20 protein-coding genes, 4 tRNA genes and 1 riboswitch are annotated in these 25,482 nt (G+C 71.2%); of the genes, 8 read left to right on the forward strand and 16 right to left on the reverse strand.

Features of this window, described 5'->3' with window-relative positions; all coding sequences use genetic code 11:
- Window positions 1-4: 4 nt before the first annotated feature.
- The 3 genes from AB8735_RS18460 to AB8735_RS18470 all read right to left on the reverse strand — a co-directional run bounded on the left by AB8735_RS18460 (window position 5) and on the right by AB8735_RS18470 (window position 2,790).
- On the reverse strand, window positions 5-1,261 hold the full coding sequence (locus tag AB8735_RS18460) for a DNA cytosine methyltransferase (protein WP_372408487.1): 1,257 nt from the start codon (window positions 1,259-1,261) through the stop codon (window positions 5-7).
- 399 nt (window positions 1,262-1,660) lie between these two features.
- Window positions 1,661-1,894 carry a DUF397 domain-containing protein gene (locus tag AB8735_RS18465; protein WP_372408489.1) on the reverse strand — a complete coding sequence of 78 codons (234 nt, stop codon included), beginning with the start codon at window positions 1,892-1,894 and terminating at the stop codon, window positions 1,661-1,663.
- Window positions 1,891-2,790, reverse strand: a complete 900-nt coding sequence (locus AB8735_RS18470) for a helix-turn-helix domain-containing protein (protein ID WP_372408490.1) — start codon at window positions 2,788-2,790, stop codon at window positions 1,891-1,893. Before AB8735_RS18470 ends, AB8735_RS18465 begins: the two co-directional genes overlap by 4 nt.
- A gap of 203 nt (window positions 2,791-2,993) precedes the next feature.
- On the opposite strand from AB8735_RS18470, the gene AB8735_RS18475 reads away from it, so the two are divergent.
- Window positions 2,994-3,410, forward strand: coding sequence for an ATP-binding protein (locus AB8735_RS18475; RefSeq protein ID WP_372408491.1), 417 nt, complete (start codon window positions 2,994-2,996; stop codon window positions 3,408-3,410).
- A gap of 25 nt (window positions 3,411-3,435) precedes the next feature.
- On the opposite strand, the gene AB8735_RS18480 is transcribed toward AB8735_RS18475, so the two are convergent.
- Window positions 3,436-4,665, reverse strand: a complete 1,230-nt coding sequence (locus AB8735_RS18480) for an MFS transporter (RefSeq protein ID WP_372408492.1) — start codon at window positions 4,663-4,665, stop codon at window positions 3,436-3,438.
- Window positions 4,666-4,739: 74 nt separating this feature from the next.
- On the opposite strand from AB8735_RS18480, the gene AB8735_RS18485 reads away from it, so the two are divergent.
- Both AB8735_RS18485 and AB8735_RS18490 read left to right on the forward strand, forming a co-directional pair.
- Window positions 4,740-5,705 carry a helix-turn-helix domain-containing protein gene (locus AB8735_RS18485; RefSeq protein ID WP_372408494.1) on the forward strand — a complete coding sequence of 322 codons (966 nt, stop codon included), beginning with the start codon at window positions 4,740-4,742 and terminating at the stop codon, window positions 5,703-5,705.
- A gap of 112 nt (window positions 5,706-5,817) precedes the next feature.
- Complete coding sequence (locus tag AB8735_RS18490) at window positions 5,818-6,153, forward strand: hypothetical protein (RefSeq protein ID WP_372408495.1); 336 nt, start codon at window positions 5,818-5,820, stop codon at window positions 6,151-6,153.
- Between the two features lie 62 nt (window positions 6,154-6,215).
- Here AB8735_RS18490 and AB8735_RS18495 read toward each other — a convergent pair whose 3' ends face one another.
- From AB8735_RS18495 to AB8735_RS18525, 7 genes are all read right to left on the reverse strand, one after another.
- Entirely contained in the window at window positions 6,216-7,160 is a 945-nt protein-coding gene (locus AB8735_RS18495) for an aldo/keto reductase (protein ID WP_372408496.1), read from the reverse strand.
- Window positions 7,161-7,189: 29 nt separating this feature from the next.
- Window positions 7,190-8,758: an MFS transporter gene (locus AB8735_RS18500; protein WP_344031180.1), complete on the reverse strand. Its 1,569-nt coding sequence runs from the start codon at window positions 8,756-8,758 to the stop codon at window positions 7,190-7,192.
- Between the two features lie 96 nt (window positions 8,759-8,854).
- Window positions 8,855-9,970, reverse strand: coding sequence for a M23 family metallopeptidase (locus tag AB8735_RS18505; protein ID WP_372408497.1), 1,116 nt, complete (start codon window positions 9,968-9,970; stop codon window positions 8,855-8,857).
- Window positions 9,969-10,147: riboswitch (cyclic di-AMP (ydaO/yuaA leader) on the reverse strand. (Overlaps the previous gene by 2 nt.)
- A gap of 138 nt (window positions 10,148-10,285) precedes the next feature.
- Window positions 10,286-11,488: a PP2C family protein-serine/threonine phosphatase gene (locus AB8735_RS18510; protein ID WP_372408498.1), complete on the reverse strand. Its 1,203-nt coding sequence runs from the start codon at window positions 11,486-11,488 to the stop codon at window positions 10,286-10,288.
- 396 nt (window positions 11,489-11,884) lie between these two features.
- A complete protein-coding gene (locus AB8735_RS18515; protein ID WP_344031184.1) occupies window positions 11,885-13,561 on the reverse strand; it encodes a DEAD/DEAH box helicase in 1,677 nt (558 codons plus the stop codon).
- Between the two features lie 94 nt (window positions 13,562-13,655).
- Window positions 13,656-13,859: a cold-shock protein gene (locus AB8735_RS18520; RefSeq protein ID WP_199891802.1), complete on the reverse strand. Its 204-nt coding sequence runs from the start codon at window positions 13,857-13,859 to the stop codon at window positions 13,656-13,658.
- A 188-nt stretch (window positions 13,860-14,047) separates the two neighbouring features.
- Window positions 14,048-14,845 carry a DUF6227 family protein gene (locus AB8735_RS18525; RefSeq protein WP_344031188.1) on the reverse strand — a complete coding sequence of 266 codons (798 nt, stop codon included), beginning with the start codon at window positions 14,843-14,845 and terminating at the stop codon, window positions 14,048-14,050.
- A 376-nt stretch (window positions 14,846-15,221) separates the two neighbouring features.
- Here AB8735_RS18525 and AB8735_RS18530 point away from each other — a divergent pair, with 376 nt between their 5' ends.
- The gene (locus tag AB8735_RS18530; RefSeq protein WP_344031190.1) at window positions 15,222-15,641 is read left to right on the forward strand and encodes a winged helix-turn-helix domain-containing protein; all 420 of its coding nucleotides are present in this window, start codon (window positions 15,222-15,224) and stop codon (window positions 15,639-15,641) included.
- 79 nt (window positions 15,642-15,720) lie between these two features.
- Here AB8735_RS18530 and AB8735_RS18535 read toward each other — a convergent pair whose 3' ends face one another.
- The 5 genes from AB8735_RS18535 to AB8735_RS18555 all read right to left on the reverse strand — a co-directional run bounded on the left by AB8735_RS18535 (window position 15,721) and on the right by AB8735_RS18555 (window position 20,971).
- Window positions 15,721-16,968 carry an MFS transporter gene (locus tag AB8735_RS18535; protein WP_372408499.1) on the reverse strand — a complete coding sequence of 416 codons (1,248 nt, stop codon included), beginning with the start codon at window positions 16,966-16,968 and terminating at the stop codon, window positions 15,721-15,723.
- A 334-nt stretch (window positions 16,969-17,302) separates the two neighbouring features.
- A tRNA-Lys gene (locus AB8735_RS18540) sits at window positions 17,303-17,375 on the reverse strand.
- Window positions 17,376-17,524: 149 nt separating this feature from the next.
- Window positions 17,525-19,714, reverse strand: a complete 2,190-nt coding sequence (locus AB8735_RS18545) for a DEAD/DEAH box helicase (RefSeq protein WP_372408501.1) — start codon at window positions 19,712-19,714, stop codon at window positions 17,525-17,527.
- A gap of 228 nt (window positions 19,715-19,942) precedes the next feature.
- Entirely contained in the window at window positions 19,943-20,458 is a 516-nt protein-coding gene (locus tag AB8735_RS18550) for a hypothetical protein (RefSeq protein WP_372408503.1), read from the reverse strand.
- Between the two features lie 162 nt (window positions 20,459-20,620).
- Window positions 20,621-20,971, reverse strand: coding sequence for a metallopeptidase family protein (locus AB8735_RS18555; protein WP_344018663.1), 351 nt, complete (start codon window positions 20,969-20,971; stop codon window positions 20,621-20,623).
- Window positions 20,972-21,143: 172 nt separating this feature from the next.
- On the opposite strand from AB8735_RS18555, the gene AB8735_RS18560 reads away from it, so the two are divergent.
- The 4 genes from AB8735_RS18560 (at window position 21,144) to hrpA (ending at window position 25,476) form a co-directional block, all read left to right on the forward strand.
- Window positions 21,144-21,216 (forward strand) — tRNA-Glu (locus AB8735_RS18560).
- Window positions 21,217-21,256: 40 nt separating this feature from the next.
- Window positions 21,257-21,331, forward strand: a tRNA-Asp gene (locus AB8735_RS18565).
- A 24-nt stretch (window positions 21,332-21,355) separates the two neighbouring features.
- Window positions 21,356-21,429: transfer RNA gene (locus tag AB8735_RS18570), tRNA-Phe, on the forward strand.
- A 108-nt stretch (window positions 21,430-21,537) separates the two neighbouring features.
- Window positions 21,538-25,476 carry an ATP-dependent RNA helicase HrpA gene (gene hrpA, locus AB8735_RS18575; protein WP_372408504.1) on the forward strand — a complete coding sequence of 1,313 codons (3,939 nt, stop codon included), beginning with the start codon at window positions 21,538-21,540 and terminating at the stop codon, window positions 25,474-25,476.
- The last annotated feature ends 6 nt before the right edge of the window (window positions 25,477-25,482 follow it).

Consider the following 25,482-nt stretch of genomic DNA (forward strand, 5'->3'; position numbering starts at 1 on the left):
ATCGCTAGCTGATCCGTGACCGCATCTCGGCGAAGCGCACATGCCTCTCGTGGCCTTCTTGGCCGATGAACCCCTTGAAGGCCACGAGACGGTATGCACGGCCTCCGAGCTGTTCCTCTTCGTCGATCACGAAATCCCGCGCCAGCATGGCCATTCGACGCTCGAAAGCCAAGGAGTCCATTCTCTCTCCGGAGAGCTTCACCAACTCCCTTTCAGTGAGAGCGGTGCGAGCGTCCTTCAATGCCAAATAGAGATGGTCATGCATGACCTCATTCTCCACATCAGCCAATGCCTTTGCTTCTCCCTTGTGGTTCAGTGCATTGGCGATAGATGTTCCGACAGCGCGAGCTACAGGCGGAGGAAAGGCATTGCCGATCTGCCTGTAACGGGTCGTCTTCCGTCCTGTAAAGGTCCACTCATACTCAGGCTCAGGACCCCAGCCTTGGATGCGAGAAACCATCTCGGTAGTGAGCTTGGGCATGAAGTCGACAGGATCCGACGCGCTAGGCGGAGCGTCAGCAACGCCCATCGGGTCTACACCAAGTTCGCGCCAAGCCGCCTTGGCGCGAGTCGGACCGAGATCGGCACCCCCATGCTTTTTCGAGCCTCCGACGATTGTTGGAGCAATGTCATTTGCTTTCTTTGCCCACGCCTTAGCACCGCGCCAGCCGTTCACCGCCATCAGACTCTGCAGAGCCGATCCGACCGTGCCTTCATAAGGGGCCTTTTCAGGCCACTCGAACCACTGGGCATCTTCATGACGCATCGCGACGAGGACGAAACGGGGTCGCAGCTGCGGAACTCCGTAGTCACTGGCATGCAACAACTGCCAGTCAGACCAATAGCCGAGATCTCTAAGCCGGTCCTTCACATGCTGGCGGTAGGCAGAAAAACGAGGCATCGACAAGCCGCGCACATTCTCAAGGAGCAGGGCCCGCGGCTGCATCTTCCCTGCCAGTTCTACCGCCCAAGCAAATAGGTCCCGCTCGTCAGTCGCGCCGAGCTGCTTGCCTGCAATTGAGAACGGAGGGCAAGGCACTCCGCCGGCGAGCAAGTCGATACCGACATATTTTTTAGGGTTCCAGATGCCCTCATCGGCGACGTCACCCTGCTGTACGTCCCAGTCCCGGTTCGCGCGCAGCGTGTCGGCCGCGTTCTTGTCCAGCTCTACGGCAAGGGCGTGTTCGAATCCTGCAAGCTCAAGGCCGAGCGACTGCCCACCAGCGCCCGCGCAGATCTCCACGGCCGACAGCTCAGCCACGCTCTTACCTCCAGGTCGGAACCACACAGGTCTACTATCCTGACTCATCAAACACCCAGGGTCTGACACCCGCTGCTGCGGTGCGCACGATCACCCTCAGCAGTGCCCCCTGACCAGCGATGCCGCCGGAGTCCCCAACCGATGCATTGCCCGCCTGGGTCCAACCTCACAGGATGCTGCGGTCCTCAGCAGGCTCGGTCGTGGCACCCCAAACACCACCGAACACGTACCGCACTAGCCGCACGACGCTCAGTAATCAACATCAACCGCTACTGTCTGCTCGCCTGCGCCAGGAGACTGATACCCCCAACGCGCTCACTCTGGAGCCGAATCGGAGCATAGTGCGCCTGCGAACATATCGAAGGCATCCGACACCCCGAGGGCAAGCACCCACATCCCCTACTCAGCAGAGGGAAGCGGGAAACGTCTAGGGCAACTCTCTTTGTGAAGATACAGCTTGAGACTGGACACCAGATCGCGACCGATGGTGATCAACATCTTAGGTTCACTGCTTTCCCTCAGCGCTACGCCGCCTCCAAACTGCGCCAACTCTATACAGCTATTGTCCGGGCCACCGCCCGAATACGAAGACTTCTGCCAGGAAATCGGTTTCGTCACAGCTTCGCTTCTCACATTTCCTGGATAGCTTGGTAGATGAGATTCCGCGACGAAGATGCGTCGAGAGCTTTCCGTTCCAGAACGGCGAACATGTCCCGATACATGGCCAGCAGCGACACGGAGTTGACCAGGCGGCCACAGAAGGCATCATCGATTTGCACGGTGTCGAGCTCTGGGAACGGGCCGACGGCGTAGAGCATGGACTGGATGGAGCCCGACAGACCATCCATGTCAAAGGGCACAATCCTGAGTTGCACAGCTGGCCACTCTGCAACCTCAGCAAGGAACCTCAACTGGTCCCGCTGGACCGAACGGCTTCCGTACCGGATGCGTAGTGCCGCTTCATGGACGAGGGCTGTGGTGGACGGCGGCGTCGCACGGTCATAGATAACACGTCGGCGAGTGCGGTGTTCGACGCGTACGTCCACCTGATCTTTCGGGATTCTGTGGGAAGCACTGCTGAACACCGCTCGGGCGTAGTCGGCTGTCTGGAAGATGCCTGGGATATAAGTGATCTGAAGCAGCAGGATCGCACGTGCGTGGTGCTCAAGTTCTGAGACGTCAAGGAATCCCTGGGTCAGGGCGCTTCGATACTCGTCCCACCAGCCGCGTCCGCGCTCACCCGCCATCCTGCACAGCTCGTCGATCAGCGCCTGATGGCCCGATCCGTAGTGATGGGCGAGGCGCCGGACACGCTCGGGGCTCACGCCCCAACGACCGGCTTCGATATGGCTGATCTGGGCTGTCCCGCCACCGAGATGTGCACCAGCCTCGCTGGCTGACATCCCGCACGCCTCACGCAACTTCCTTAGCTCAGCGCCTAGTCGGGCCTGGCGCGCAGTGGGGTTACTCCTCGGTGGCATGAGTACGAGCCCTCCGTTTCCATGACAGCGAGTGTGGTGCGCCACCATCCCACAGTCCACCCTCTGTCACTCGATCATGGCACAGGGTTGTGACGGCGCAGCCTTGTGACCTACGGTCCTGACCCACGCCGCGCAGCACAGCCGGGAAGAGCCGAAGTGCAGCCGTCTGCATACCGATTTCCGGCAGACGGCCGAGCCACGGACGGCGGACCTGCACGGAAGGTCCACGACATCGTTGGGAGACCACATCCATGACCACTGCGAGCCTCCCTTGCCCAAACGTCACCCCAGCCCACGAGCCCGTTCGCTCTTACCAGTTGCTCGCTCCTGCCATTCCAGAGGCCGTGCGGGTCGCGCGGGAGTTCGTCACCACCGTGCTCGAAGCCGGTGGGCATCTCGGGCTCGTGGATGATGCGCGGTTGTGTGTGTCCGATGTCGTGTCCAACGTCGTTCAGCATGCGGGGTCCGCGATGTTGTCCGTACAGGTCACCGACTACGGGGATCGGGTACTCGTGGAGGTGCGGGATGGCAATCCGGCGCTTCGGCCGCACCCGCGTGCGACACACCAGCCCACGACCGGGACGAGACCGGGCGTGGGCTGCTGCTTGTGCGGGAGCTCTCCTCCGTTTGTGGGCTCCATCTGGTGGGGGACGGGATGGTTGTTGTGAGGAAGTGCCTCTGGTTCGAGCTTCGTCAGGCCGCGAGTTCTGCGTCGCACTTGGGCCTGGTGGGGTCGAGCGGGAGCTTCGGGGAAGCGGTTCGGCGGGCGATGGACGGGGACAGGGCCGTGACCGTCAGGGCTGCCGCGGTGCCTGCCACAGCCGTGGTCCACCAGACGAACGACGGGCCCGCCGTCGTGTACACCGTCGTGCCGACGGCCAGGGCCGTGAAGCGGCCCACGCCCACGGTCCATTGGTACGCGCCCTGGTAGCGGCCTCGGGCGTGGGCGGGGGCCAGGGAGGCGACGATGGAGCCGGCGATGCCGCCGACCATCGACTCGCCGAGGGACCAGAGGACGACGGTCGCCGCGTAGGCCCAGGTCGAGTGGGCCACGCCGGTCAGGGCCACGCCCAGGGCGACCAGAGTGCTGCCCATGGCGTAGACGGGGATCTGGGGGAAGCGGGAGAGGACGGAGGTGGCGACGGGCTGGAGGGCCACCACCAGGGCCGCGTTCAGGGTGGCCATCAGGCCGAGGGTGGTTGCCGAGAGGCCGTCGTCGTGGATCGCGAGGGGGAGGGCGACCTCGGTCAGGCTGTAGATGACCAGGGCTACGTAGAAGAGGGGAAGCAGGGTGCGCATCAGGGGGTCGCGGAGGACGACGCCGTAGCCGGTGCCCTCCCCGGCGGGCGGCTTCGAGGGCGTCGCGTCGCGCGGGAGGAGGAGGGTGGCGATCAGCGCGTACGTCAGGGTCGATACGACGTCCGCGGCGAAGAGGAGCCAGTAGCCCTCTGCGGCCAGGAAGCCGCCCAGCATGCCGGCCACGGCCGTGCCGATGTTGACCGCCCAGTGGGAGAGGGAGAAGGCGGTGCGGCGGCGGGAGGCGGGGACGCTGTCCGCGAGCAGCGCGCCGGCCGCCGGGCCGACCAGGCTGCCGGTGGCGCTGAGGAGGACGGCGGCGAGGGCGAGGGTGGTGGCGTTGGGGGCGAGGTAGAGGAGGCCCTGGGCGGCTGCGGTACCGAGGAGGCCGGTGAGCATCGTGGTGCGGCGGCCCACGCGGTCGGCGAGGAGGCCGCCGAGGACGGGGCCTATGAGGTTGCCCGCGCCCAAGGCTCCGAGGATGTAAGGGGTTTGGTCGGTGGGGATGCCTCGGGAGGAGAGGAAGAAGACGAGGAAGGGGGTGACGAGGTAGCCGAGGCGGTTGACGACTGTCCCGGCGAAGATGATCCAGGCGGTGCGGGGGAGGCCGCTGAAGGTGGAGAGCATGGGGCGAGCTTGCGACCCCTGGCGGTGCGGGAGTTATTGATTAAGCTCTGGCTTAATCCAATCGGGCTTCGGGGGTGGCCGTGCAGACGGAACTGGCTTTTTCCGCTGATGATCTGGCGCTCACGCGCTTCGCCGTCTCGCCGATGTGGGAGGTGGTCACCAGCTTCCGGCTGCTCGCGTCGGGCATCGCGCATCCGGTTCACCGGCGGTGGCTGGAGCAGGTGCGGCCGCGCGTGGCCGAGGCGGGGCTGGATGCCGGGCTGCTGGCCGGGGTGATCCCGGCGGACGGTTATCTATGTGACTTTCTCACGCCTTTTCCCGAGGAGCCGTCGCCGTCCCTCGAGGACGAGCTGGGTGCCATCCGTGCCACTCCCGAGGCGATGGTCGCCGCTGATCTCGGCAAGCTCGGGAAGCGGATTCCGGGCAGTGGGTGCGGGCGGTGGCTGGAGCTCGTCGCGGAGGAGATCGAGACCTACTGGGAGATCGCCCTCGCGCCGTACTGGGCGAAGATCAGGACCGTGCTCGACGCGGAGGTGTTCCACCGGGCGCGGCAGGTCGCCGAGCGGGGGGCCGGCCACCTCTTCAACGACCTCCATGGGACGGTGAGTTGGGACGACAGTACGTTGCGGCTCGTGCGGCGGCGCTGCGTCGTCTCGCGGGACGGGGGCGTCGGAAGCGGGCTGCTGCTCGTTCCGTCCGTGTTCGCGAGCTGTGTGCTGACCTGGAAGCAGCCGCCCGCGCCGCCGCAGCTCGCGTACCCCGCGCGGGGTGCGGGGGCGTTGTGGGAGCGGCAACCGGTGCCGCAGGAGGCGGCCATCGCGGCCGTGCTCGGGAGGTCGCGGACGCGGCTGCTGACGGAGTTGGACGCGCCGGCGTCGACGACGGAGCTGGCCGGGCGTACGGGGATCTCGGCTGCCGGCGTCTCGCAGCACCTGGCCGCGCTGCGGGGCGCCGGGATGGTGAGTGCGCACCGGACGGGGCGGTCGGTGCTGTACGCGCGGACGGCGGTGGCGGAGTCGTTGCTCGCGGCGGCGGCGTGAACGGCGACGGCGTGAGGGGCCTCGGTGATCCGGTTCGGGGCGAGGGTTAGCTTCGGGAGCAGGCTTACGTGCGACACCTGTTGTCGGTGTCTTTGATACGGAGGTTGGCGCTATGGCGGGAATTGCCGGTGCGGTGACGCGGGTTCCGGCGGCTGTGACGGCTGCGGCCGGGCTGATCGGTGGGTACAGCGTTGCCCGGATCACGAAGAAGCGGCCGCTGGGTGGGGTGGCGCTGGGCGTGGCCGGGGTCGTCGCGGCTCGGCAGTGGGCCGGGAAGGTGGGGGCCGGGAAGGCGGCGGCTCTGACCGGGCTGTACCTGGCCGGTTTTGCGGGGTCGCATCCGCTGGCGAAGCGGGTGGGTGCCTGGCCTTCGGTGTTGGGGGTTACGGGGGTTGTGGCGGCGACGTCCTGGGCCGTGGAGCGGTCGGCTTCCGCCGTCGAGGGCTGAGGGGGAGGGCGGGGCCGGGTTTTGCGCCCCGGACCCGCAACCTCAACCCCCGGACAGGCTGACTACGCCGACGCCTCCGTCAGCTTCTCCAACTCCTCCCCCGTCAGCTCCACATCCGCCAACGCCAGCAGCGGGCGCAGCTGTTCGACCGTGCGGGCGCTGGCCAGCGGGGTGGCGACCGTGGGGCGGGTGGCGAGCCAGGCCAGGGCCACCGTGGCCACCTCGGCGTCATGCGCGGCGGCGACCTCGTCCAGGGCCGCGAGGACGCGCAGGCCGCGCTCCGTCCCCAGGTGCTTCGCCGCGCCTTCCGCGCGGGCGCTGTCCACCGTCGTGCCGGGGCGGTACTTGCCGGTGAGGAAGCCCGAGGCCAGGGCGTAGTACGGGACGGCGGCCAGGCCGTGGCGGGCGGCGACGTCGGCGAGCGGGCCCTCGTAGGTGTCGCGGGAGACGAGGTTGTACTCCGGCTGGATCGCCACGTACTTGGCGAGGCCCGAGGAGTCGGAGAACTCCAGGGCCGCGGCGAGGCGTTCGGCCGTGACGTTGGAGGCGGCGATCTCGCGGACCTTGCCCGCCTTCACCAGGCCGTCGAGGGTGGTGATGTACTCCTCGACCGGGACGGACGGGTCGTCGTAGTGGGTGTAGTAGAGGTCGATGCAGTCGGTCCGGAGGCGGCGGAGGGAGGCTTCGACGCCTTCCTTGATGGTCCGCGCGGACAGGCCGGCCTTCTCCGGAACCCCGGCGCCCACCTTCGTGGCCACGACGATGTCGGCCCGATTGCCGCGTGCGGCCATCCAGTTGCCGATGACGGTCTCGGACTCGCCGCCCACGTTTCCGGGTGCCCAGGCGGCGTAGACGTCGGCGGTGTCGACGAAGTTGCCGCCGGCCTCCGCGTAGGCGTCCAGGACCGCGAAGGACTGCTGCTCGTCGGCGGTCCAGCCGAAGACGTTGCCGCCGAGGGCGAGCGGGTGGACGGACAGGCTGCCGATCTTCCGGGTGTGCGTCGTCATGCTTTCTGGCAGCGCGGGCGCCGACCCGGTTATTCCGTGGGGCAGCCGGGCCGGCCGGGCCTTTCCACGGGGGGTACGGGCAGGTCGACCAGTGCCGTGGCGGGCAGGGGGCCGGTGTGGACGGACAGCGGTGTGGCGATGTCCTCCAGGGAGCGGCCTTCGGCCGGGACGGCCAGGAAGGCCGCGACCACGCCGGCCAGACACATCAGCGCCGCGCCGATCTGGAAGGCGAGGACCGCGTCGCCGACGACTCCGCTGCTGGTCAGCTCGGCGAAGAGCAGGGGGCCGCTGATCCCGCCCGCCGCGGTGCCGACCGCGTAGAAGAAGGCGATGGCCATGGCCCGGGTCTCGGTCGGGAAGACCTCGGAGACGGTGAGGTAGGCGCTGCTCGCACCGGCGGAGGCGAAGAAGAGGACGACGCACCAGCAGGCGGTCAGGGTGACCGCGCTCAGGACGCCGGAGCCGAAGAGCCAGGCGGTGACGAAGAGGAGGGCTCCGGAGACCAGGAAGGTGGAGGAGATCATGATGCGTCGGCCGGCGGTGTCGAAGAGCTTGCCCAGGAAGAGCGGGCCCAGGAAGTTGCCCAGCGCTATCACGGCGAAGAAATAGCCGGTGCGGGAGGTGGAGACGCCGAAGAACTTGGTGAGGATCTCCCCGAACCCGAAGGTGATGGCGTTGTAGAGGAACGCCTGGCCGATGAAGAGGGCGAGGCCCAGCACGGCGCGCCGCCGGTAGTCGGTGAAGACCGTGCGGGCGATGTCGCGGAAGCCGGTGCGTTTGCGCTGGCGGATCGTGATGGTGCCGACGGCCGGCTCCAGCGGGGCGCCCCGCTCCTCCTCGATGCGCCGCTCGATCGCGTCGACCAGCACCTCGGCCTCCTCCGCCCGGCTGTGGATGAAGAGCCACCGCGGGCTCTCCGGGACGTGCCGGCGGACGAGCAGGATGACGAAGCCGAGGACGACGCCGAGCCCGAACGTCAGCCGCCAGCCGACGTCCTTCGGGAAGAAGCGGGTGTCCAGCAGGAGTATCGAGAGGAGGGAACCGGCGATGGCACCGAGCCAGAAGCTGCCGTTGATGACGAGGTCGACGCGGCCGCGGTAGCGGGCCGGAATCAGCTCGTCCACCGCGGAGTTGATGGCCGCGTACTCCCCGCCGATGCCGAATCCGGTGATGAAGCGGAAGACGAAGAACCACCAGGACGAGTACGAGAGCGCGGTCAGCGCGGTCGCCGCCAGATAGACGGCGAGGGTCACCATGAAGAGCCGTTTTCGGCCGAAGCGGTCGGTGAGCCGGCCGAAGAACAGGGCGCCGACACAGGCGCCGGAGACGTAGAGCGCCGCTGCCACGCCGGTCACCTGGGAGCCGGTGATGGGCAGGCCGCTGCCCTGCTCCGAGAGGCGTCCCGCGATGTTGCCGACGACCGTGACCTCCAGGCCGTCGAGGATCCAGACCGTGCCCAGGCCGACCACCACGGTCCAGTGCCACCGGGACCAGGGCAGCCGGTCCAGGCGTGAGGGCACGGAAGTGCTGATGGTCGCGGGCGTCACATCATCTGAGTTCCCTGTCGCCCTCGGAACATTCGCGGCAAATTTCCGCATCGGGGCACGGCGGGTGGGCAGGGGAGGAACAGCGGCGCGCGGGGGTATGCGCAAGCCCCCGGCGCGCAGCTCACCCCTTACAGATGACAGGACCTCTTACGGATGCAGGCCCTTGGAGCGCAGCCAGTGCAGCGGGTCGACCGGGCCCCCGCCGTGCGGCCGGACCTCCAGGTGCAGGTGCGGTCCGGTGACGTTGCCGGTCGCCCCGACCCGGCCGATGACCTGGCCGGGAGCGACCTTGCCGTGGGTGCGGACCATCGACGACAGATGGCAGAACCACAGCTCCGTACCGTCGTCCAGGCGCAGCACGATGCGGTAGCCGTACGAGCCGGCCCAGCCGGCGTGGGTGATCCTGCCGCCGCCGACCGCCTTGACGGGGCTGCCCGTCGGCGCGGCGAAGTCGGTGCCGGTGTGGCGGTGGGACCACATGCCGCCGTGCGACCCGAAACGGGCGGTGATCCGGTAGGAGGAGACGGGCAGGACGTAGCGGTGCTTCGCGCGGTCGATCCGCTCGGCGGCCCGCCGGGCCTCGGCCTGGGCCTTGCCCGCGGCCTTGGCGGCGGCCTGCTGGGCGGCGGCGCCGTGGGCCGCGGCGGCCTGGGCGGCGCTCCGGGCCTGCTGGGCCGCGGTGCTGTCCGTGTGGGTCGCGGCCGCCGCTCTGGCCTGCGCCGCCGCCATCCGCTGCGCGTCCGCGGCCGCCCGCTCCTGCGCGGCTGTGCGCGCGGCGTCCGCGGGGTGGTGACCGGGGTCGGCCTGCTGGAGGATGCGGGCGCGCAGCGCCTCGCCGGCGTCGGACGCGCCCTGCGCGGGGGCGGGGGCCGCGGGGGCGGGCGCCTCGGCCGCGGCTTCCGCGGCGGAGGTGCCCTCGCCGCCGGAGGAGTCGCTGGAGGAATCGTCGGAGGCGTACGGGCCCGTCCCCGCCGTCGGTTCCACGTCCGGCACGGATATGGGGGCCGGGCGCTCCTGGGCGCTCGCGACGCCGGTGCCCGCGCCGACCGCGGCGATCACGCCGACGCCGAGGGCCGCGCCGCCGCGCGCCATCGTGCCGCCCCGCTGCTTGGGCACCCGGTGCCGGCCACGGGCCGGAGCGTCGCTCTCCGCAAAGGGGGCCGGAACGTCGGGCGTTGTCTCGCCGGACCGGTCCGGGCCCGGCCAGGAGCTGTGCGAACTGTCCTCGCCTGTGGGGCTGTTGGACGCCACGGGGGCGTTCACCTTTCCTTCCTCTCGCCTGCCGGGTTAGCGGTGGGGGTCCCCCCAGGCCGTTCAGGCACTGGGGGAGGGTTCGGAGCAGGAAGGTCTCCTACGGGCAGGGGAACTGCCCGATGCACCCCACGGGTTGGTGGTTCCCCGGTTCCCTCTCGTGCCCACGGGATTCGGCGAAGGCGCGCGGTGCCGCCTCTTGCGACGGTGTGAGGACCGCGTTGCGTTATCGAACGTTAATAGACAGGACTGGTGGTTTCCAAGCCGAAAGCGTGAATCCACGGGGCGCTTGGCAAAACGGGGGAGCACCTCCGCACTGACGGTGCGTCATCCGTGATGCAGCGTGCCCGGGGTGCGCCCCGAGTGCGCCCTCAGGTGGTCACGGCCGTGGCCGTCGGCGCGGTGGACGGCCAGCAGGGCCATGTCGTCGTCCGTGTGACCGCCCGCGTGCCGGGCCACGTCCGCCGCGAGGAAGTCCAGCAGGCCGTCGGGGCTCCTGGGCTGCCGTCCGGCCAGTCGCTCCCTCGGGTCGTAGAAGACCCCGGCCGCGTCCCGCGCCTCGGTCACCCCGTCGGTGAACAGCAGCAGCGTGGTCCCCACCGGGAAGTCCCACTCCTCGACCCGGTCCGGCCACTCCCCCTCCCCCGCGCCCTGCCCCAGGTCCCCCATGCCCAGAGGCAGGGCCGGCGTGCGCGGATGGGTCTCGCCGACCGCGCCGTCCGGGTACAGCAGCAGCGGGGGCGGGTGGCCGCGGTTCACCAGGCGCAGGCGGCGGGTGCCGTCCTGCGGGACCTCCGCGAGGACGGCGGTGGTGAACCCCTCGAACTGGTCGATGTTCGCCCGCCGGTCGCCCTCCCGGCGGAGGGCGCTCTCCAGCCGGTACGCGACGCCGTCCAGGGTGCGCTCCTGCTCCGCCGCCTCGCGGAACGCGCCGATCACGACGGCCACGGCCTCGACGGCGCCGAGGCCCTTGCCGCGGACGTCGCCGACGATCAGACGGATGCCGTACGGGGTGTCCTGCACCGCGTACAGGTCCCCGCCGATCCCGGCGTCGGCCTGGGCCGCGATGTAGCGGGCCGCGATGCGCAGGCCGCCGATGCGGGCGGGGGGTACGGGCAGCACGGCGCGCTGCGCGGCCTCGGCGATGCCGCGGGCGGACCTGAGCCGGCTGTCGCTGCGGCGTACGACGCGGTTGATGCCGAGGGCGAGGAGGGAGACGGTCAGGACCGTCACGTTCTCGGTGACGGACTCGCCGGTGCTCGGGGAACCGCGGTGGACGGTGATGTCGACGGACGCGAGGACGGCGATCAGCGCGACGACGGCGGTGGCGCGGGCGGAGAGGAGGGAGGCGGCCACGAGGGGGGCCGCGGTGAAGAAGGGGGCGGAGTTGTAGTGGGAGGGGGTGAGGGCGGCGAAGACCTCACCGGCGACGAGGAGCAGGGCGGGAAGCCAGCTGGCGGCTCGCCAGAGGTAGTTGGGGCGGGCGGGGATCCTTGGGTCGGAGGTGGCCTCTTCCTCTCGCTTCCCCACCGTGTTCTCCTGCCCGGGGTGGTGTGGCTTTCGCTTCCCCTTCCCCACGATTGCGGTGCCGGGGGGCGGGGGCCAGTGGGGGTGGGCCGTGTGGGGGGGTTGCCCCTGGCCCGCCCTTTCACCGTTTCTTCCGGGGCTGCGCCCCCTCGGCCCCGCAATACGGCTGCGCCGCATTGTCCTCAAGCGCCGGACGGGCTGGTTGGTGCGCCCGGGCGCGAAATTCAGCCTGTCCGGCGTTTGAGGACAGCGCCCGAAGGGCGCTTCGGGGGCCAGGGGGCGAAGCCCCCTGTGGGGTGGCGCAGGGACGCAGCCCCTGCGGGAAACGGCGAAAGGGCGGGTCCGGGGCAAACTCTTCCCCGACGCACCCGCCCTCCCTCAGACCCGTACCCGCCGGGCCTACGCCGCCGATCCGGCGCCCGAGCCCGAACCCGCACCCGGACCACGGCGCGGACGCCGACGCGACGACCGCGTCCCCTGCCCGGAACCCTGGCCCAGGCCCTGGCCGGACCCCTGGCCCGCGCCCCGGCCGGCGCCCGAGTTCAGGCCGGAGCCCTGGCCGGAACCCCGCGCAGCACCCTGCCGACGCTGCCCCGGCTGCCCGTTCACCTCGTTCTGGGCGGCACCGGCCCCCCGGCCCCGCCCCCGGCTCCCCCGGCCCGGACGGCCCGACGTGCCCTTCGGGCGGGTGGCGCCCGAAGCCTTCGGGGCCGCCTGCGGCTGGACCGGGACCGGGATCGTCACCGGGACGCCGCTCGGCTCGCGGGCGCCCGTGATGCGGGAGAGTTCCGCGTCCCCGGGGGCGACCCGGGTCACCTGGGGGCTGATCTTCGCCGTGGACATCATCCGGGTCATCTCCCGGCGCTGCTCGGGCAGGACGAGGGTGACCACCGTGCCCGACTCGCCGGCGCGGGCCGTGCGGCCGCCGCGGTGGAGATAGTCCTTGTGGTCCACAGGCGGATCGATGTTGACGACCAGGTCGAGGCCGTCGATGTGGATGCCGCGGGCCGCGACGTTGGTCGCGATCAGCGCGGTGACCTGGTCCGTGCGGAACTGCTCCAGCGTGCGGTTGCGCTGCGGCTGGCTCTTGCCGCCGTGCAGCGCCGCGGCCCGGACGCCCTCCGAGAGCAGCCGCTTGGCCAGCCGGTCGGCACCGCGCTTGGTGTCGACGAACATGATCACGCGCCCCTCGCGGGCGGCGATCCGGGTGACCGTGCTCTTCTTCACGGTCTCGTCCGCGACGTGGAGCAGGTGGTGGTCCATGGTCACGACGGCCCCGGCGGACGGGTCCACGGAGTGGGTGACCGGGTCGCTGAGGAAGCGGCGGACGAGCCGGTCGACGTTGCGGTCCAGCGTGGCCGAGAAGAGCATCCGCTGACCGCCCGGGGCGACCTGCTCCAGCAGCCGCGTGACCTGCGGCAGGAAGCCCATGTCGGCCATCTGGTCGGCCTCGTCGAGGACGGTGATCGTCACGTCGCCCAGGGCGCAGTCGCCGCGCTGGATGAGGTCGGCGAGCCGGCCGGGCGTGGCGACCAGCACCTCGGCGCCGCGCGCCAGCTGGTTGGCCTGCCGCCCGATGGACATGCCGCCGACGACCGTGGCGGTGCGCAGGTTGAGCGCCGTGGCGTACGGGGCCAGCGAGTCGGTGACCTGCTGGGCCAGCTCACGGGTCGGCACAAGGACGAGCGCGAGCGGACGGCGCGACTCCGCGCGGCGCCCGGCGGTACGGGCCAGCAGCGCCAGGCCGAAGGCCAGGGTCTTGCCGGAGCCGGTGCGGCCGCGGCCGAGGACATCCCGGCCCGCGAGCGAGTTGGGGAGGGTGGCGGCCTGGATCGGGAAGGGCTCGGTGACGCCCTGCGCCGTCAGCGTGGACAGCAGGCCGGCGGGCAGGCCGAGGTCGGCGAAGGAGTCCACGGGCGGGAGCGCCGGGGTGGTGCTCACCGGGGTCGTGAACTCCGCGTGCCCGGACGGTGCCGCGCCCCCCTCGGGACGGGCCGGCCGGCGGCGCGCCGGCTGACCGCCGCGCGAACCGGTGGAGCGGGGCGGTCGGGCGGATCGGGCGGCGGGGCTGGGCATTCGGGACCTTCCCGGAGGCGGAAACGGGGGCGGGGGCGACAATGGGGCCCGCACCCAGTGGTGCGGGCCCCATCGCCTCGTGATGCGGGGTTCGTCAGATGTTGACGATGTTCTCCGCCTGCAGACCCTTCGGGCCCTGCGTGACGTCGAAGGACACCTTCTGGCCCTCGAGCAGCTCACGGAAGCCCTGGGAGGCGATGTTCGAGTAGTGGGCGAAGACGTCGGGGCCGCCGCCGTCCTGCTCGATGAAGCCGAAGCCCTTTTCGGAGTTGAACCACTTAACGGTGCCGGTAGCCATGTCTATCTCCTAGCGGATTGGGGTGGGCCCCAGACCGGAACGACCGGCAGCCGGCACAGGCCGGCATAAACAAAAATGCGCCATCGGCTACATGACCGAGGCGCACACGAGTTCATGGGTACCACAACTGCAACTCGAACAACCGTACCACATCCTCGCGGCAGCCCACCGCCCTTTGGCTCCAGGCCCTATAACTCCACCCCCAGCGCCCGGGCGTGCCGGTCGGCCGCCACCTCGGCGTCCGCCTCGTCGAGGTAGACCTCGCAGACGAGCCGGCCGTCCGAGGTCAGATTGTGCTCCAGCTCCCAGAGGGAGATCTCGCCCCCGCCCTCCAGCAGGAACGCGTGCTCGTAGAACCGGCACCAGGTCCCGTCCCTCCCGGGCCCGCGCCGCCGCGGCTTGGTGATCAGCGCGATGTGGTGGCCGAGGGCGCCCTGGAGGATCTCGCCGACCACCTCGCCCGGCCCGTCCCGGTTCTCCGCGCGGCGCAGCAGCCGCCGGGCGTGGTCGGGCGAGGCCTCGGAGACGTACTCCCGGCGGGGCCTGCCGGGGCCCATGGCCAGCAGCAGCTCCTCCGCGAGCCAGGCCGGCAGCTCCTCGTCCTCGCGGTCGGGGCCGATGCCGCCGCCGATCCGCCGGTGCACCCGCCGCTCGGCCTCGTCGAGGGCCTCCTCGCGGGCGTAGAGCTCGTACTGGAAGCGCCCCTGCGGGCCGGTGTCGTGCTCCAGCTCGTGGAGCAGCAGGCTGCTGCCGTCGGCGAGCAGGAAGATGTGCCGGTAGGTGTGGCAGCGCAGCGGACGGGCACCGTCGTTGCGCTGCCGGTACGAGCGGAGCTCGGCCTGGTGCATCAGGGCGGTGCGCAGCCGGGCCAGCAGGGGCTCGGCGATCTCGAAGCCGTTCTGGGCCCGGGCCAGCAGCCCGGCCACGTGCTCGGCGGGTGTCGGCTCGGCGCGGCCCTCGCCCCCGCCCGTGTGCGTCTGCTCCATGCTTCGACCTCCCGGCCCGCTCCTGCCCACCCCGCGCACTTACCGTAGCGGCGCGGGTACCGGGCGGGGGCGGGGTTTCCCGTTATCCGCCGCCGGACGCCACCGGGACGCCACCGGGGCATCGCCAGGGCACCGCCGCGGACGCCGCCGGGACATCGCCGGAACGGCGGGCCGCCGCACGTCCGGGCGGGCGCCGCGCGGGTACGGGCCCCCGGCCGCGGCACCCCGGCGGCACCCATCGACCGGGCGGCGCAAGGGAGTTCACCGCACGCCGGACCCGTACGCCCGCGCCCCCCGAGGCAACCCGCACGCCTCCGCTTCCTTCTTACTCGCGGGAGGCGACCGCCTCCCCCAACGGGTCAGAGGAGGAACGACCATGTCCCTGCACTACCCGCGGGCCCTCCGGAACCACTTCCCGCACCCCGCCCCGGCCGCGCTCCACGGCCACCGGCACCCGGCGGCCCCGTCCGCCGACGGGATCACGATCGACTACAAGCGCCGCACGGCCGTCGTCGGCGGCCGCGAAATCCGGCTCACCTTCGTCGAGTTCGAGCTCCTGGCGCACATGGTCGCCCGCCCGCTCCAGGTCTACACCCGGCGCCAGCTGATGACCTCCGTCTGGGGGCCGACGACCCTGGGCAGCGGGCGCACGGTGGACGTCCACATCGCCCGGCTGCGCGGCAAGCTCGGCCCCGGGTACCGGGAGACGATCATGACGGTGCGGCACGTCGGGTACGCCTACGACCCCTCGCGCTCCGACCCGTCCTGTACCGACCCGTCCCGCACCGGAGCGTGAGCGCCGGGGCATGAGCACGAGGCACGACCGTCGGGACACGACCGCGAGGGCCCGGGACCGCCCCACCGGCCCCACCGCCTCACCCCGCCAGCCCGTGCTCCGCCGCACCGCTGCCGTCGCCTGCCGGGACCGCCCGCCCGGCCGGCCGGCGCCCGAACCACCAGCCCGTCGCGGCGAGGACGGACAGCAGCAGACCGGCCCCGACGAACGAGCCACCCGGGGCCGCGTCGACCACGTACGGCAGGAACAGCAGGCCCACGGCGCCCGCCGCGCGGGTCACCGACTGATGGGCGGTCAGCAGCGCCACCCGCTCGGCGGGGGCGAAGCGGGAGAGCCGGGCCCGCAGCGTCACCGCCGTGACGGGGAACAGCAACCCGCCGGCCACGCACAGCGCCACCGCCATCGTCAGCGTGGTGGCCAGGCCGAGCCCGGCGAGCGCCACCCCGGACAGCACCCAGGCGGTGCAGTAGGTGCCCAGCCAGCGGCGGCCGGCCGGCAGGCCCGGGGTCAGCAGGTTGCCGACCAGGGCCCCGGCCGCCGTCGCCGCGAGCGTGAGCCCGTAGCCGGCGGCGCCCTGGCCGAGCCGGACGGCGATCAGCGGCGGCAGCCCCACCGTCGGCACGGCCGCCGCGAACTGGGCCACCCCGCTCACCGCGACGGCGGCCGCGACCGGCCGGTGGGCGCGCAGCACCCGCCGGGCCGCCGGGGCCCGCGGCGGCGCCGCGCGCACCGCGGTGAACGCCGCGTACCGGCCGAGCCAGGCGAGGGCGGCCGCCGAGACGGCGAAGGTGAGCCCGTCGATGGCGTAGAGCTGGATCTCGGGGACGAGGAGGAGGACGACGCCCACGCTCCCCTGGCCCGCGACGGCGGCGATCCGCGCGGTCAGGTCGAACAGGCCGCTCACCTCGTGGAGGTCCACCACCCCGTCGCAGGCCGCGAGTTGGGGGATGAGCGCGCCCAGGTTGGGGTCGAAGACCGCGCCGAGCACACCGAGCGTCAGGACCAGTCCCATCAGCACCGTCAGCCCCGTGCCGTCCGGTGTCCACAGCAGCGGGACCGAGAACGCGAGCAGGGCGCGGGCCGCGTCCACCCGGGCCAGCGCGCGCCAGCGCATGAACCGCGCCACACCGTCGCGGGCACCGGCCAGGACGACGTACGGAAGCGATTCCGCGACGGCGACCAGGCCGGTGAGCGACGTCGAGTGCGTCGACTCGTAGACGATCCACATCGTGGCGATCGCGTAGAGGCGGTCGCCGACGACGGACAGCGTCATCGAGAGCCACAGCACGCGCACCGGCCGTCTGCGCAGCAGCCGTATGTACCCCATGTCGGCCCCGGTCCCTCCGGCATGTTGAGGCGGACCCGTCACGCTAAGGGACGGTGAACGGGCCTTTACGGCAAAGGGGTTGGACCGGGCGCGCTTGCACTCGTTCGTGGGGATCGGCCGGTGACAGGCATGACCGGGGGACTTTCCGTCCCCACCTTCGGTCCGGCGTGGTACCGGTGGTGCCTGCATTTCCCCAGTCGCACGCGAGAGCACGGGAGAGGACCGGAGAGCGTTCCGTTACGGACGCGATTTACGCCGTCCTCCCGGACGGCAGTGCCCCGGGAGACGAAAAACCGCAGGACGCCGGTCAGGCGTCCTGCGGTTTCCGATGCGGTAGGCCGTGTGGGACTCGAACCCACAACCAATGGATTAAAAGTCCACTGCTCTGCCAATTGAGCTAACGGCCCGCACCCCGCAGCATAGCCCGGCGGGGCGCCGTAGCCCGAGTCGTTATGCCCGGGACTTTCCCGGAAGCCTTTCCGGAAGGGGCCCGTCCGGTACGTCCGTGCCGTACGGGCCCTCAGTTCGGCGGCGTTACGGGGCGCCTGCCGGCGGCTCAGCCGTTGCGCTTCCAGCGGGGCTTGTCGGCACGGCGGTCGAAGGAGCCGGTGCGGTGACCGTCGGAGTGGCGGTCGTCACGGCGGCCGTACGGACGGTCGCCGCCACCGGAGCGGAAGCCGCCGGAGGGACGGTCGTCACGACGGTCGCGGTTGAACGGACGGTCGCCACCGCCGGAGCGGTAACCGCCGGACGGGCGGTCGTCACGGCGGAAGCCGCCGGAGGGACGGTCGTCGCGACGGAAGCCACCGCGGTCCTCGCGCTGCTGGAACCCACCGCGGTCGTCGCGGCGGAAGCCGCCACGGTCGCCGCCGCGGTCGTCGCGACGCTCGTCACGACGGAACGACGGACGGTCGTCACGGTCGCGACGGAAGCCACCACGGTCGTCACGGCGGTCGTCACGGCGCTCGTCACGACGGAACGACGGACGGTCGTCACGGTCGCGACGGAAGCCACCACGGTCCTCGCGACGGTCGTCACGGCGGAAGCCGCCACGGTCGCCACCGCGGTCGTCGCGACGCTCGTCACGACGGAAGGACGGACGGTCGTCACGGCGGTCGCGGTCACCACCGCGGTCGTCGCGGCGGAAGCCGGACGAACGGCGCTCGAAGTTGCCCCGGTCGTCGCGGCGCTCGCGCTGCTCGCGCTCGGCCCGCTCGGCGGCCTCGGCGGCGGCCCGGGCCTCCTCGCGGGCGGCCTCGGCGGCGGTCTCCTCGGCCGCGGCGGCGACGGCGGCCTCCGGGTCCTCGCCGCGCTCGCGGGCGGCGCGGGCCAGCAGGCGGTCGGCCTCCTCGCGCAGCTCGGTGGCGCGGCGCTGGGCGCGCTCCAGCTGGCGGCCGAGGTCGGCCAGGTCGCGCTCGGCCTGCTTGGCGGCGTTGGCCGCCGAGTCGGCCTGGACCTCGGTGAGGGAGCGGGCGCCGGTGATCTCGGCGACCTCCGGGTCGAAGGCGCCGGCACCGCCGACGATGTGGCGCGAGGCGTCCACGCCCGCGTCCTCCATCAGACGGAAGATCTGGCGGCGCTGGTGCGGCAGGGACAGCGAGACGACCGTGCCGGACTGGCCGGCGCGGGCCGTACGGCCGGAGCGGTGCAGGTAGTCCTTGTGGTCACCGGCCGGGTCCACGTTGAGGACCAGGTCGATGCCGTCGACGTGGATGCCGCGGGCGGCGACGTCGGTGGCGACCAGCACGCCGACGCGGCCGGCCTTGAAGTCCTCCAGGACGCGGGTGCGGGCGCCCTGGGTCATGCCGCCGTGCAGGGCGTCGGCGCGGACGCCGGCGTCCACCAGCTGCTCGGCGACGCGGTCGGCGCCCATCTGGGTGCGGACGAAGATGATCGTGCGGCCCTTGCGGGCGGCGATGGCGGCGGTGACCGGGGCCTTGTCCTTCGGCTTCACGACGAGGACGTGGTGGGTCATCGTGGACACCGCGCCGGCCGACGGGTCGACCTCGTGCGTGACCGGGTCGACCAGGTAGCGCTTGACCAGGGTGTCGATCTCGTTCTCCAGCGTCGCGGAGAACAGCAGGCGCTGGCCGCCGGTCGGCACCTGGTCGAGGATCTCGGTGACCTCGGGCAGGAAGCCCATGTCGGCCATCTGGTCGGCCTCGTCGAGGACGGCGACCTTGACGTCCTCCAGCGAGGCGGCGCCGCGGTTGATGATGTCGCGCAGACGGCCCGGGGTGGCGACGAGGATGTCGACGCCGCGCTCCAGGGCGTAGATCTGGTTGCCCATGGACGTACCGCCGCAGACGACCTTCATCTTCAGGCCGAGGACGTCGCCGTACGGCTGGAGGGCGTCGGCGACCTGCATCGCCAGCTCACGGGTCGGGGTGAGGATCAGACCGCGCGGGCGCTTCTTCGCGGTGTGGCCGCCGGCCAGGAGCGACAGCAGCGGCAGACCGAAGGAGAGCGTCTTGCCGGAGCCGGTGCGGCCACGGCCGAGGATGTCCTTGCCGGCCAGGGCGTCCGGGATGGTCGCGGCCTGGATCGGGAAGGGGGTGGTGACGCCGTTCTGGGCGAGCTTGCGGACGATCCCCTCGTCCAGGCCCAGGTCGGCGAAGGTGATCGTCGGCTCGGCGGACTCGGCGGACTCGGTCGTCTCCTCGACGGCGATCTCGGTGATCTCGTCGGTGACGGTCTCGTCGTTCTCGAGGTTCTCGAGCAGCGTCTGGTCAGTGGAAATGGACATGCGAAATGCGAAACCTTCCGGAGTTTCGGCACGCGCCCAAGCTCCGTGTCGGCTTCACAAATGACCGCCTCGATGCGGTCAGCCACGGCAAGGTAAGGAACGCGCCACGCGGCGCGCTTCTGTAGGGCGCCGGGCAAATGGGATCAAACGATCTACCACCATACGCACCCCACGCCGTTCCGCGCAACCCCGTCCCGGACATTCCCCCCGGATCGGTTACCTGATCGGCTACTGGGCAGGCGGTCCGGCCTGGGGCGTCGGCTGTGGCGCGGGGGAGCCGGAGGACGGGGGCGGCGGCGAGGTCGGGGGCGCCGGCGGCGTGGGCTTGTCGGGGTTCGGCCGGGCGGTCGGCGCCGGGGCGGTCGGCTTCGGCGGGGCGGACGAGGTGCCGGGCGCGGGGGGCTTCTTCCGCTCCCCCGGCTTGCCGTCCGGCCGGGGCGCCGGCGGCGACGCCTCCGCCGTCTCGGCGGACGAGGCCGCGGCCGAGGGCTCGCCGGGGCGGACGCTCCGGGCGGCCGACGGCCCGCCGGGGACGCCGCGCACCCCCTTCGCGTCCGCGTGCGCGCTCCGGCCGCCCGGCGAGGCCTTCCCCCGCTCCGGCTCCCGCCCCGCCTCCCGCTGCCCGCCCTGCCCGGACGGGGAGGGGCGGCCCGGCTCGCTCACGCTCATGCAGCCGCCGAGGGCCAGGGTCGCGACGGCCGCGGCCGCGAAACGGAACGCTGCGTGCACTGGGGTCGCGCGCATGGGGGGACCGCCTTACGGGGGTTCACGGGATCACCGGAGGATCGACCGGGGGATCACAGGGGGGACAGGCCCCCTGCCCAACTGACCCCGCCCCGCCCAGGACACGCGGGCGCTCCGGCGCACCGGCCCGGACCGGACGCGAACCCGGCGAACCCGGCGGACTCAGCCGTAGCCGAGCGCGTGCAGCCGGGCGTCGTCGATCCCGAAGTGGTGGGCCACCTCGTGAACCACCGTCACCTCGACCTCCGCCACGATCTCGTCCCGGGTGGCGCACATGCGCTGCGTCGGGCCCCGGAAGACCGTGATCCGGTCCGGCAGCACCCCGGCGTACCACTCGCCGCGCTCGGTCAGCGGCGTCCCCTCGTAGAGCCCGAGCAGCTCCGGGTCGTCGGCCGGGGGCTCGTCCTCGACGAACACCGCGACGTTGTCCATCAGCCGCGTCAGCTCCGGCGGGATCCGGTCCAGCGCCTCGGCGACCAGTTCCTCGAACTCCTCGCGCGTCATCTCCAGCACGCCGCCATTGTCCGGCACGGGCGGGCCCGGCGCGGGTCCTGGGCGCCGCCTCGCCGGACCTGCCCGGACCCCTGTGGCGAGGACCTCGGCAAACCGTTTTGGCGTTCGCTCCCCGCATCCCATATGCTTCTCACGTCCCCGAGGCGCCGCAAGGCGCCCAGGTGGGCCATCAGCCCTCATCGTCTAGTGGCCCAGGACGCCGCCCTTTCAAGGCGGTAGCACGGGTTCGAATCCCGTTGGGGGCACGCACAATCGTGTGCGAGACTTGTTCTCGCCCACGCGCTTGGTCCTGTGGAGCAGTTTGGAGTGCTCGCCACCCTGTCAAGGTGGAGGCCGCGGGTTCAAATCCCGTCAGGACCGCTGCAGTTCCGCGAGGAACTGCGTGGCTGGGTAGCTCAGTTGGTACGAGCGTCCGCCTGAAAAGCGGAAGGTCGCCGGTTCGACCCCGGCCCCAGCCACAAAAGAGCCCCCCATCTCCGGATGGGGGGCTCAGTGCGTTCATGGGCACTCGTCCCGCCCAAATACGTTCGCCGGTCCGCCGCGCCTGGTGCGATCCTGGACCCCGTATGTCTACGCAGCCTGCCCTCACCCACGCCGATCTCGCCGCACGCCTGCCCGAGCTGACCCTGCGCGACGCGCAGCGGCTGGGGCGCAGGCTCGACGGTGCCCGCCGCATCCGCAAGCCCGACGCCCGCGCCACCGTCCTGGCCGAGATCGCCGACGGGATCGCCGAGGCCGAGCTGCGCGTCGAGAGCCGGCGGGCCGCCGTGCCCGCCGTCAGCTACCCCGAGCAGCTTCCCGTCAGCCAGAAGAAGGATGCGATCCTGGAGGCGATACGCGACCACCAGGTCGTGATCGTCGCGGGTGAGACCGGTTCCGGCAAGACCACCCAGATCCCCAAGATCTGTCTGGAGCTCGGCCGGGGTGTGAAGGGCCTGATCGGCCACACCCAGCCCCGCCGGATCGCGGCCCGCACCGTGGCCGAGCGGGTCGCGGAGGAGCTGCGGACACCGCTGGGCGAATCCGTCGGCTGGAAGGTCCGCTTCACCGACCAGGTGAGCCCGGACACCCACGTCAAGCTGATGACCGACGGCATCCTGCTCGCGGAGATCCAGACCGACCGCGAGCTGCGCGCCTACGACACGATCATCATCGACGAGGCGCACGAGCGCAGCCTCAACATCGACTTCATCCTCGGCTACCTCGCCCAGCTGCTCCCCCGCCGCCCCGACCTCAAGGTCGTGATCACCTCGGCGACGATCGACCCGGAGCGCTTCTCCCGGCACTTCGGCGACGCCCCGATCATCGAGGTCAGCGGGCGGACGTACCCCGTCGAGGTCCGCTACCGGCCGCTGCTGGAGGAGAACGGCGAGGACTCCGACCGCGACCAGATCACCGCGATCTGCGACGCGGTGGACGAGCTGGCCCGCGAGGGCGACGGCGACATCCTGGTCTTCCTCTCCGGCGAGCGCGAGATCCGCGACACCGCGGACGCCCTGGAAAAGAAGAAGCTGCGCTTCACGGAGATCCTGCCGCTCTACGCGCGCCTCTCCCACGCCGAGCAGCACCGCGTCTTCCAGCGCCACACCGGCCGCCGCATCGTCCTGGCGACGAACGTCGCCGAGACGTCGCTGACCGTCCCCGGCATCCGGTATGTGATCGACCCCGGCTTCGCCCGGATCTCGCGCTACAGCCACCGCACCAAGGTGCAGCGCCTCCCCATCGAGCCCGTCTCGCAGGCCAGCGCCAACCAGCGCAAGGGCCGCTGCGGCCGCACCAGCGACGGCATCTGCATCCGGCTCTACTCCGAGGACGACTTCCTCTCCCGTCCCGAGTTCACGGACGCGGAGATCCTGCGGACGAACCTCGCCTCCGTCATCCTCCAGATGACCGCCGCCGGCCTGGGCGACATCGAGAAGTTCCCGTTCATCGACCCGCCGGACCGGCGCAACATCAAGGACGGCGTCGACCTGCTGCAGGAGCTGGGCGCGCTCGATCCGCAGCAGAAGGACCCCAAGAAGCGGCTCACCGTACTTGGCCGAAAGCTTTCGCAGCTCCCGGTCGACCCGCGGCTGGCCCGCATGGTCCTGGAGGCCGACCGGAACGGCTGCGTCCGCGAGGTCATGGTCATCGCCGCCGCCCTCTCGATCCAGGACCCGCGCGAGCGGCCCTCGGACAAGCAGCAGCAGGCGGACCAGCAGCACGCCCGGTTCAAGGACGAGACCAGCGACTTCCTGGCCTTCCTCAACCTCTGGCGCTATGTGCGCGAGCAGCAGAAGGCGCTGTCCTCGTCGGCGTTCCGCCGCATGTGCCGCTCGGAGTTCCTCAACTACCTGCGGATACGCGAGTGGCAGGACATCTACTCGCAGCTGCGCACGGTGGCGAAGTCGATGGGCGTCCACCTCTCCGAGGAGGACGCGGCGCCGGAGCGGATCCATCAGTCGCTGCTGGCGGGCCTGCTGTCGCACCTGGGCCTGAAGGACACCGAGAAGAACGAGTACCTGGGCGCCCGCAGCGCCAAGTTCGCCGTCTTCCCCGGCTCCGCGCTCTTCAAGAAGCCGCCGCGCTGGGTGATGTCGGCCGAGCTGGTGGAGACCTCGCGGCTGTGGGCGCGGGTGAACGCCCGGATCGAACCGGAGTGGATCGAGCCGCTCGCCCAGCACCTGGTCAAGCGGAACTACAGCGAGCCGCACTGGGAGCAGAAGCAGGCGGCCGTGATGGCGTACGAGCGCGTCACGCTCTACGGCGTGCCGATCGTCGCCCAGCGGAAGGTCAACTACGGCCGGATCGACCCGGAGACCAGCCGCGAGCTGTTCATCCGCAACGCGCTCGTGGAGGGCGACTGGCGGACCCACCACCAGTTCTTCCACGACAACCGCAAGCTGCTCGGCGAGGTCGAGGAGCTGGAACACCGCGCCCGCCGCCGCGACATCCTCGTCGACGACGAGACGCTCTTCGACTTCTACGACCAGCGGCTGCCCGAACACATCGTCTCCGGGGCCCATTTCGACTCCTGGTGGAAGCACAAGCGCCATGAAGAGCCGGAGTTGCTCAACTTCGAGCACTCCATGCTCATCAACGAGAACGCGGAGGCCGTCACCAAGGACGACTACCCGGACTCCTGGCGGCAGGGCCGGCTGAAGTTCAAGGTGACCTACCAGTTCGAGCCCGGCGCGGACGCCGACGGTGTGACCGTCCACGTCCCGCTCCAGGTGCTCAACCAGGTCTCGTCCGAGGGCTTCGACTGGCAGATCCCGGGGCTGCGCGAGGACCTGGTGACGGAGCTGATCCGCTCCCTGCCCAAGCCGATCCGGCGCAACTGCGTCCCGGCGCCGAACTACGCCCAGCGCTTCCTGGACCAGGCGTCGCCCCTCGCGGCGCCGCTGACCACGTCGCTGGCGCGCGAGCTGCACCGGATGACCGGCGTGCGGATCGAGGCGGACGACTTCGACCCGGGCCGCGTCCCCGACCACTTGAAGATCACCTTCCGGATCATTGACGAGCGGAAGCGGAAGATCGCCGAGGACAAGGACCTGGAGGCGCTGCGGACGCGGCTGAAGCCGAAGACCCAGGCGGCCATCTCCAGGGCCTTCGAGAAGGCCGCCACGGCCCCCGGGAGCGCCCCGGGCCCCGAGCAGCGCTCCGGGCTCACCCAGTGGACGATCGGCGCCCTCCCGCGCACCTTCGAGACGCGGCGGGCGGGCCAGCCGGTCAAGGCGTACCCCGCGCTCGTCGACGAGGGCACGTCGGTCGCCGTCCGGCTCTTCGACACCGAGCCGGAGCAGCGGCAGGCGATGTGGCGCGGCACGCGCCGGCTGATCCTGCTCAACCTGCCGTCGAACCCGGCGAAGTTCGCCCAGGGCAAGCTCAGCAACCAGCAGAAGCTCGCCCTGTCCGCGAATCCGCACGGCTCGATCCCGGCCCTCTTCGACGACTGCGTCTCCGGCGCGGCCGACAAGCTGATCGCGGCGCACGGCGGGCCCGCCTGGGACGAGGAGGGCTTCCGCAAGCTCCTCGACGCGGTGCGGACCGACATCGTCGATGTGACGCTCGACACCGTCCGCAAGGTCCAGGAGGTGCTGGCCGCCTGGCACGCGTGCGAGCGCCGGCTGAAGGCGACGACCAGCCCGGTCCTGCTGCCCTCCCTCACGGACGTCCGGCAGCAGCTCGCGGAGCTGGTCAAGCCGGGGTTCGTGACGGCCCACGGCGTCCGCCGGCTCCCGGACCTCCTGCGCTACCTGGTGGCCGTGGACCGGCGCCTGACGCAGCTGCCCACCAACGCCGAGCGGGACCGCTCCCGGCTGGCCAAGGTGCAGGAGATGCAGGACGAGTACGCCTGGCTGCTGGAGCAGTTCCCGAAGGGCCGCCCGGTGCCGCAGGAGGCACTGGACGTGCGCTGGATGATCGAGGAGCTGCGGGTGAGCTACTTCGCGCATGCGCTCGGCACGGCGTTCCCGGTGTCGGACAAGCGCATCGTGAAGGCGATCGACGCGTTGGCGCCCTGAGGCGGG

Source organism: Streptomyces luteireticuli, from assembly GCF_041519305.1.
GTDB lineage: Bacteria > Actinomycetota > Actinomycetes > Streptomycetales > Streptomycetaceae > Streptomyces > Streptomyces luteireticuli.

Excerpts from the sequence above, each read along its gene's own strand:
- AB8735_RS18475 (WP_372408491.1), top strand. The coding sequence starts at position 2,994 with ATGACCACTGCGAGCCTCCCTTGCCCAAACGTCACCCCAGCCCACGAG.
- AB8735_RS18520 (WP_199891802.1), bottom strand. The coding sequence starts at position 13,859 with ATGGCTACCGGCACCGTTAAGTGGTTCAACTCCGAAAAGGGCTTCGGC.
- AB8735_RS18530 (WP_344031190.1), top strand. The coding sequence starts at position 15,222 with ATGTCCCTGCACTACCCGCGGGCCCTCCGGAACCACTTCCCGCACCCC.
- AB8735_RS18490 (WP_372408495.1), top strand. The coding sequence starts at position 5,818 with ATGGCGGGAATTGCCGGTGCGGTGACGCGGGTTCCGGCGGCTGTGACG.
- AB8735_RS18515 (WP_344031184.1), bottom strand. The coding sequence starts at position 13,561 with ATGCCCAGCCCCGCCGCCCGATCCGCCCGACCGCCCCGCTCCACCGGT.
- AB8735_RS18500 (WP_344031180.1), bottom strand. The coding sequence starts at position 8,758 with ATGCGGAAATTTGCCGCGAATGTTCCGAGGGCGACAGGGAACTCAGAT.
- AB8735_RS18480 (WP_372408492.1), bottom strand. The coding sequence starts at position 4,665 with ATGCTCTCCACCTTCAGCGGCCTCCCCCGCACCGCCTGGATCATCTTC.
- AB8735_RS18535 (WP_372408499.1), bottom strand. The coding sequence starts at position 16,968 with ATGGGGTACATACGGCTGCTGCGCAGACGGCCGGTGCGCGTGCTGTGG.
- AB8735_RS18470 (WP_372408490.1), bottom strand. The coding sequence starts at position 2,790 with ATGGTGGCGCACCACACTCGCTGTCATGGAAACGGAGGGCTCGTACTC.
- AB8735_RS18550 (WP_372408503.1), bottom strand. The coding sequence starts at position 20,458 with ATGCGCGCGACCCCAGTGCACGCAGCGTTCCGTTTCGCGGCCGCGGCC.
- hrpA (WP_372408504.1), top strand. The coding sequence starts at position 21,538 with ATGTCTACGCAGCCTGCCCTCACCCACGCCGATCTCGCCGCACGCCTG.
- AB8735_RS18495 (WP_372408496.1), bottom strand. The coding sequence starts at position 7,160 with ATGACGACGCACACCCGGAAGATCGGCAGCCTGTCCGTCCACCCGCTC.
- AB8735_RS18525 (WP_344031188.1), bottom strand. The coding sequence starts at position 14,845 with ATGGAGCAGACGCACACGGGCGGGGGCGAGGGCCGCGCCGAGCCGACA.
- AB8735_RS18545 (WP_372408501.1), bottom strand. The coding sequence starts at position 19,714 with ATGTCCATTTCCACTGACCAGACGCTGCTCGAGAACCTCGAGAACGAC.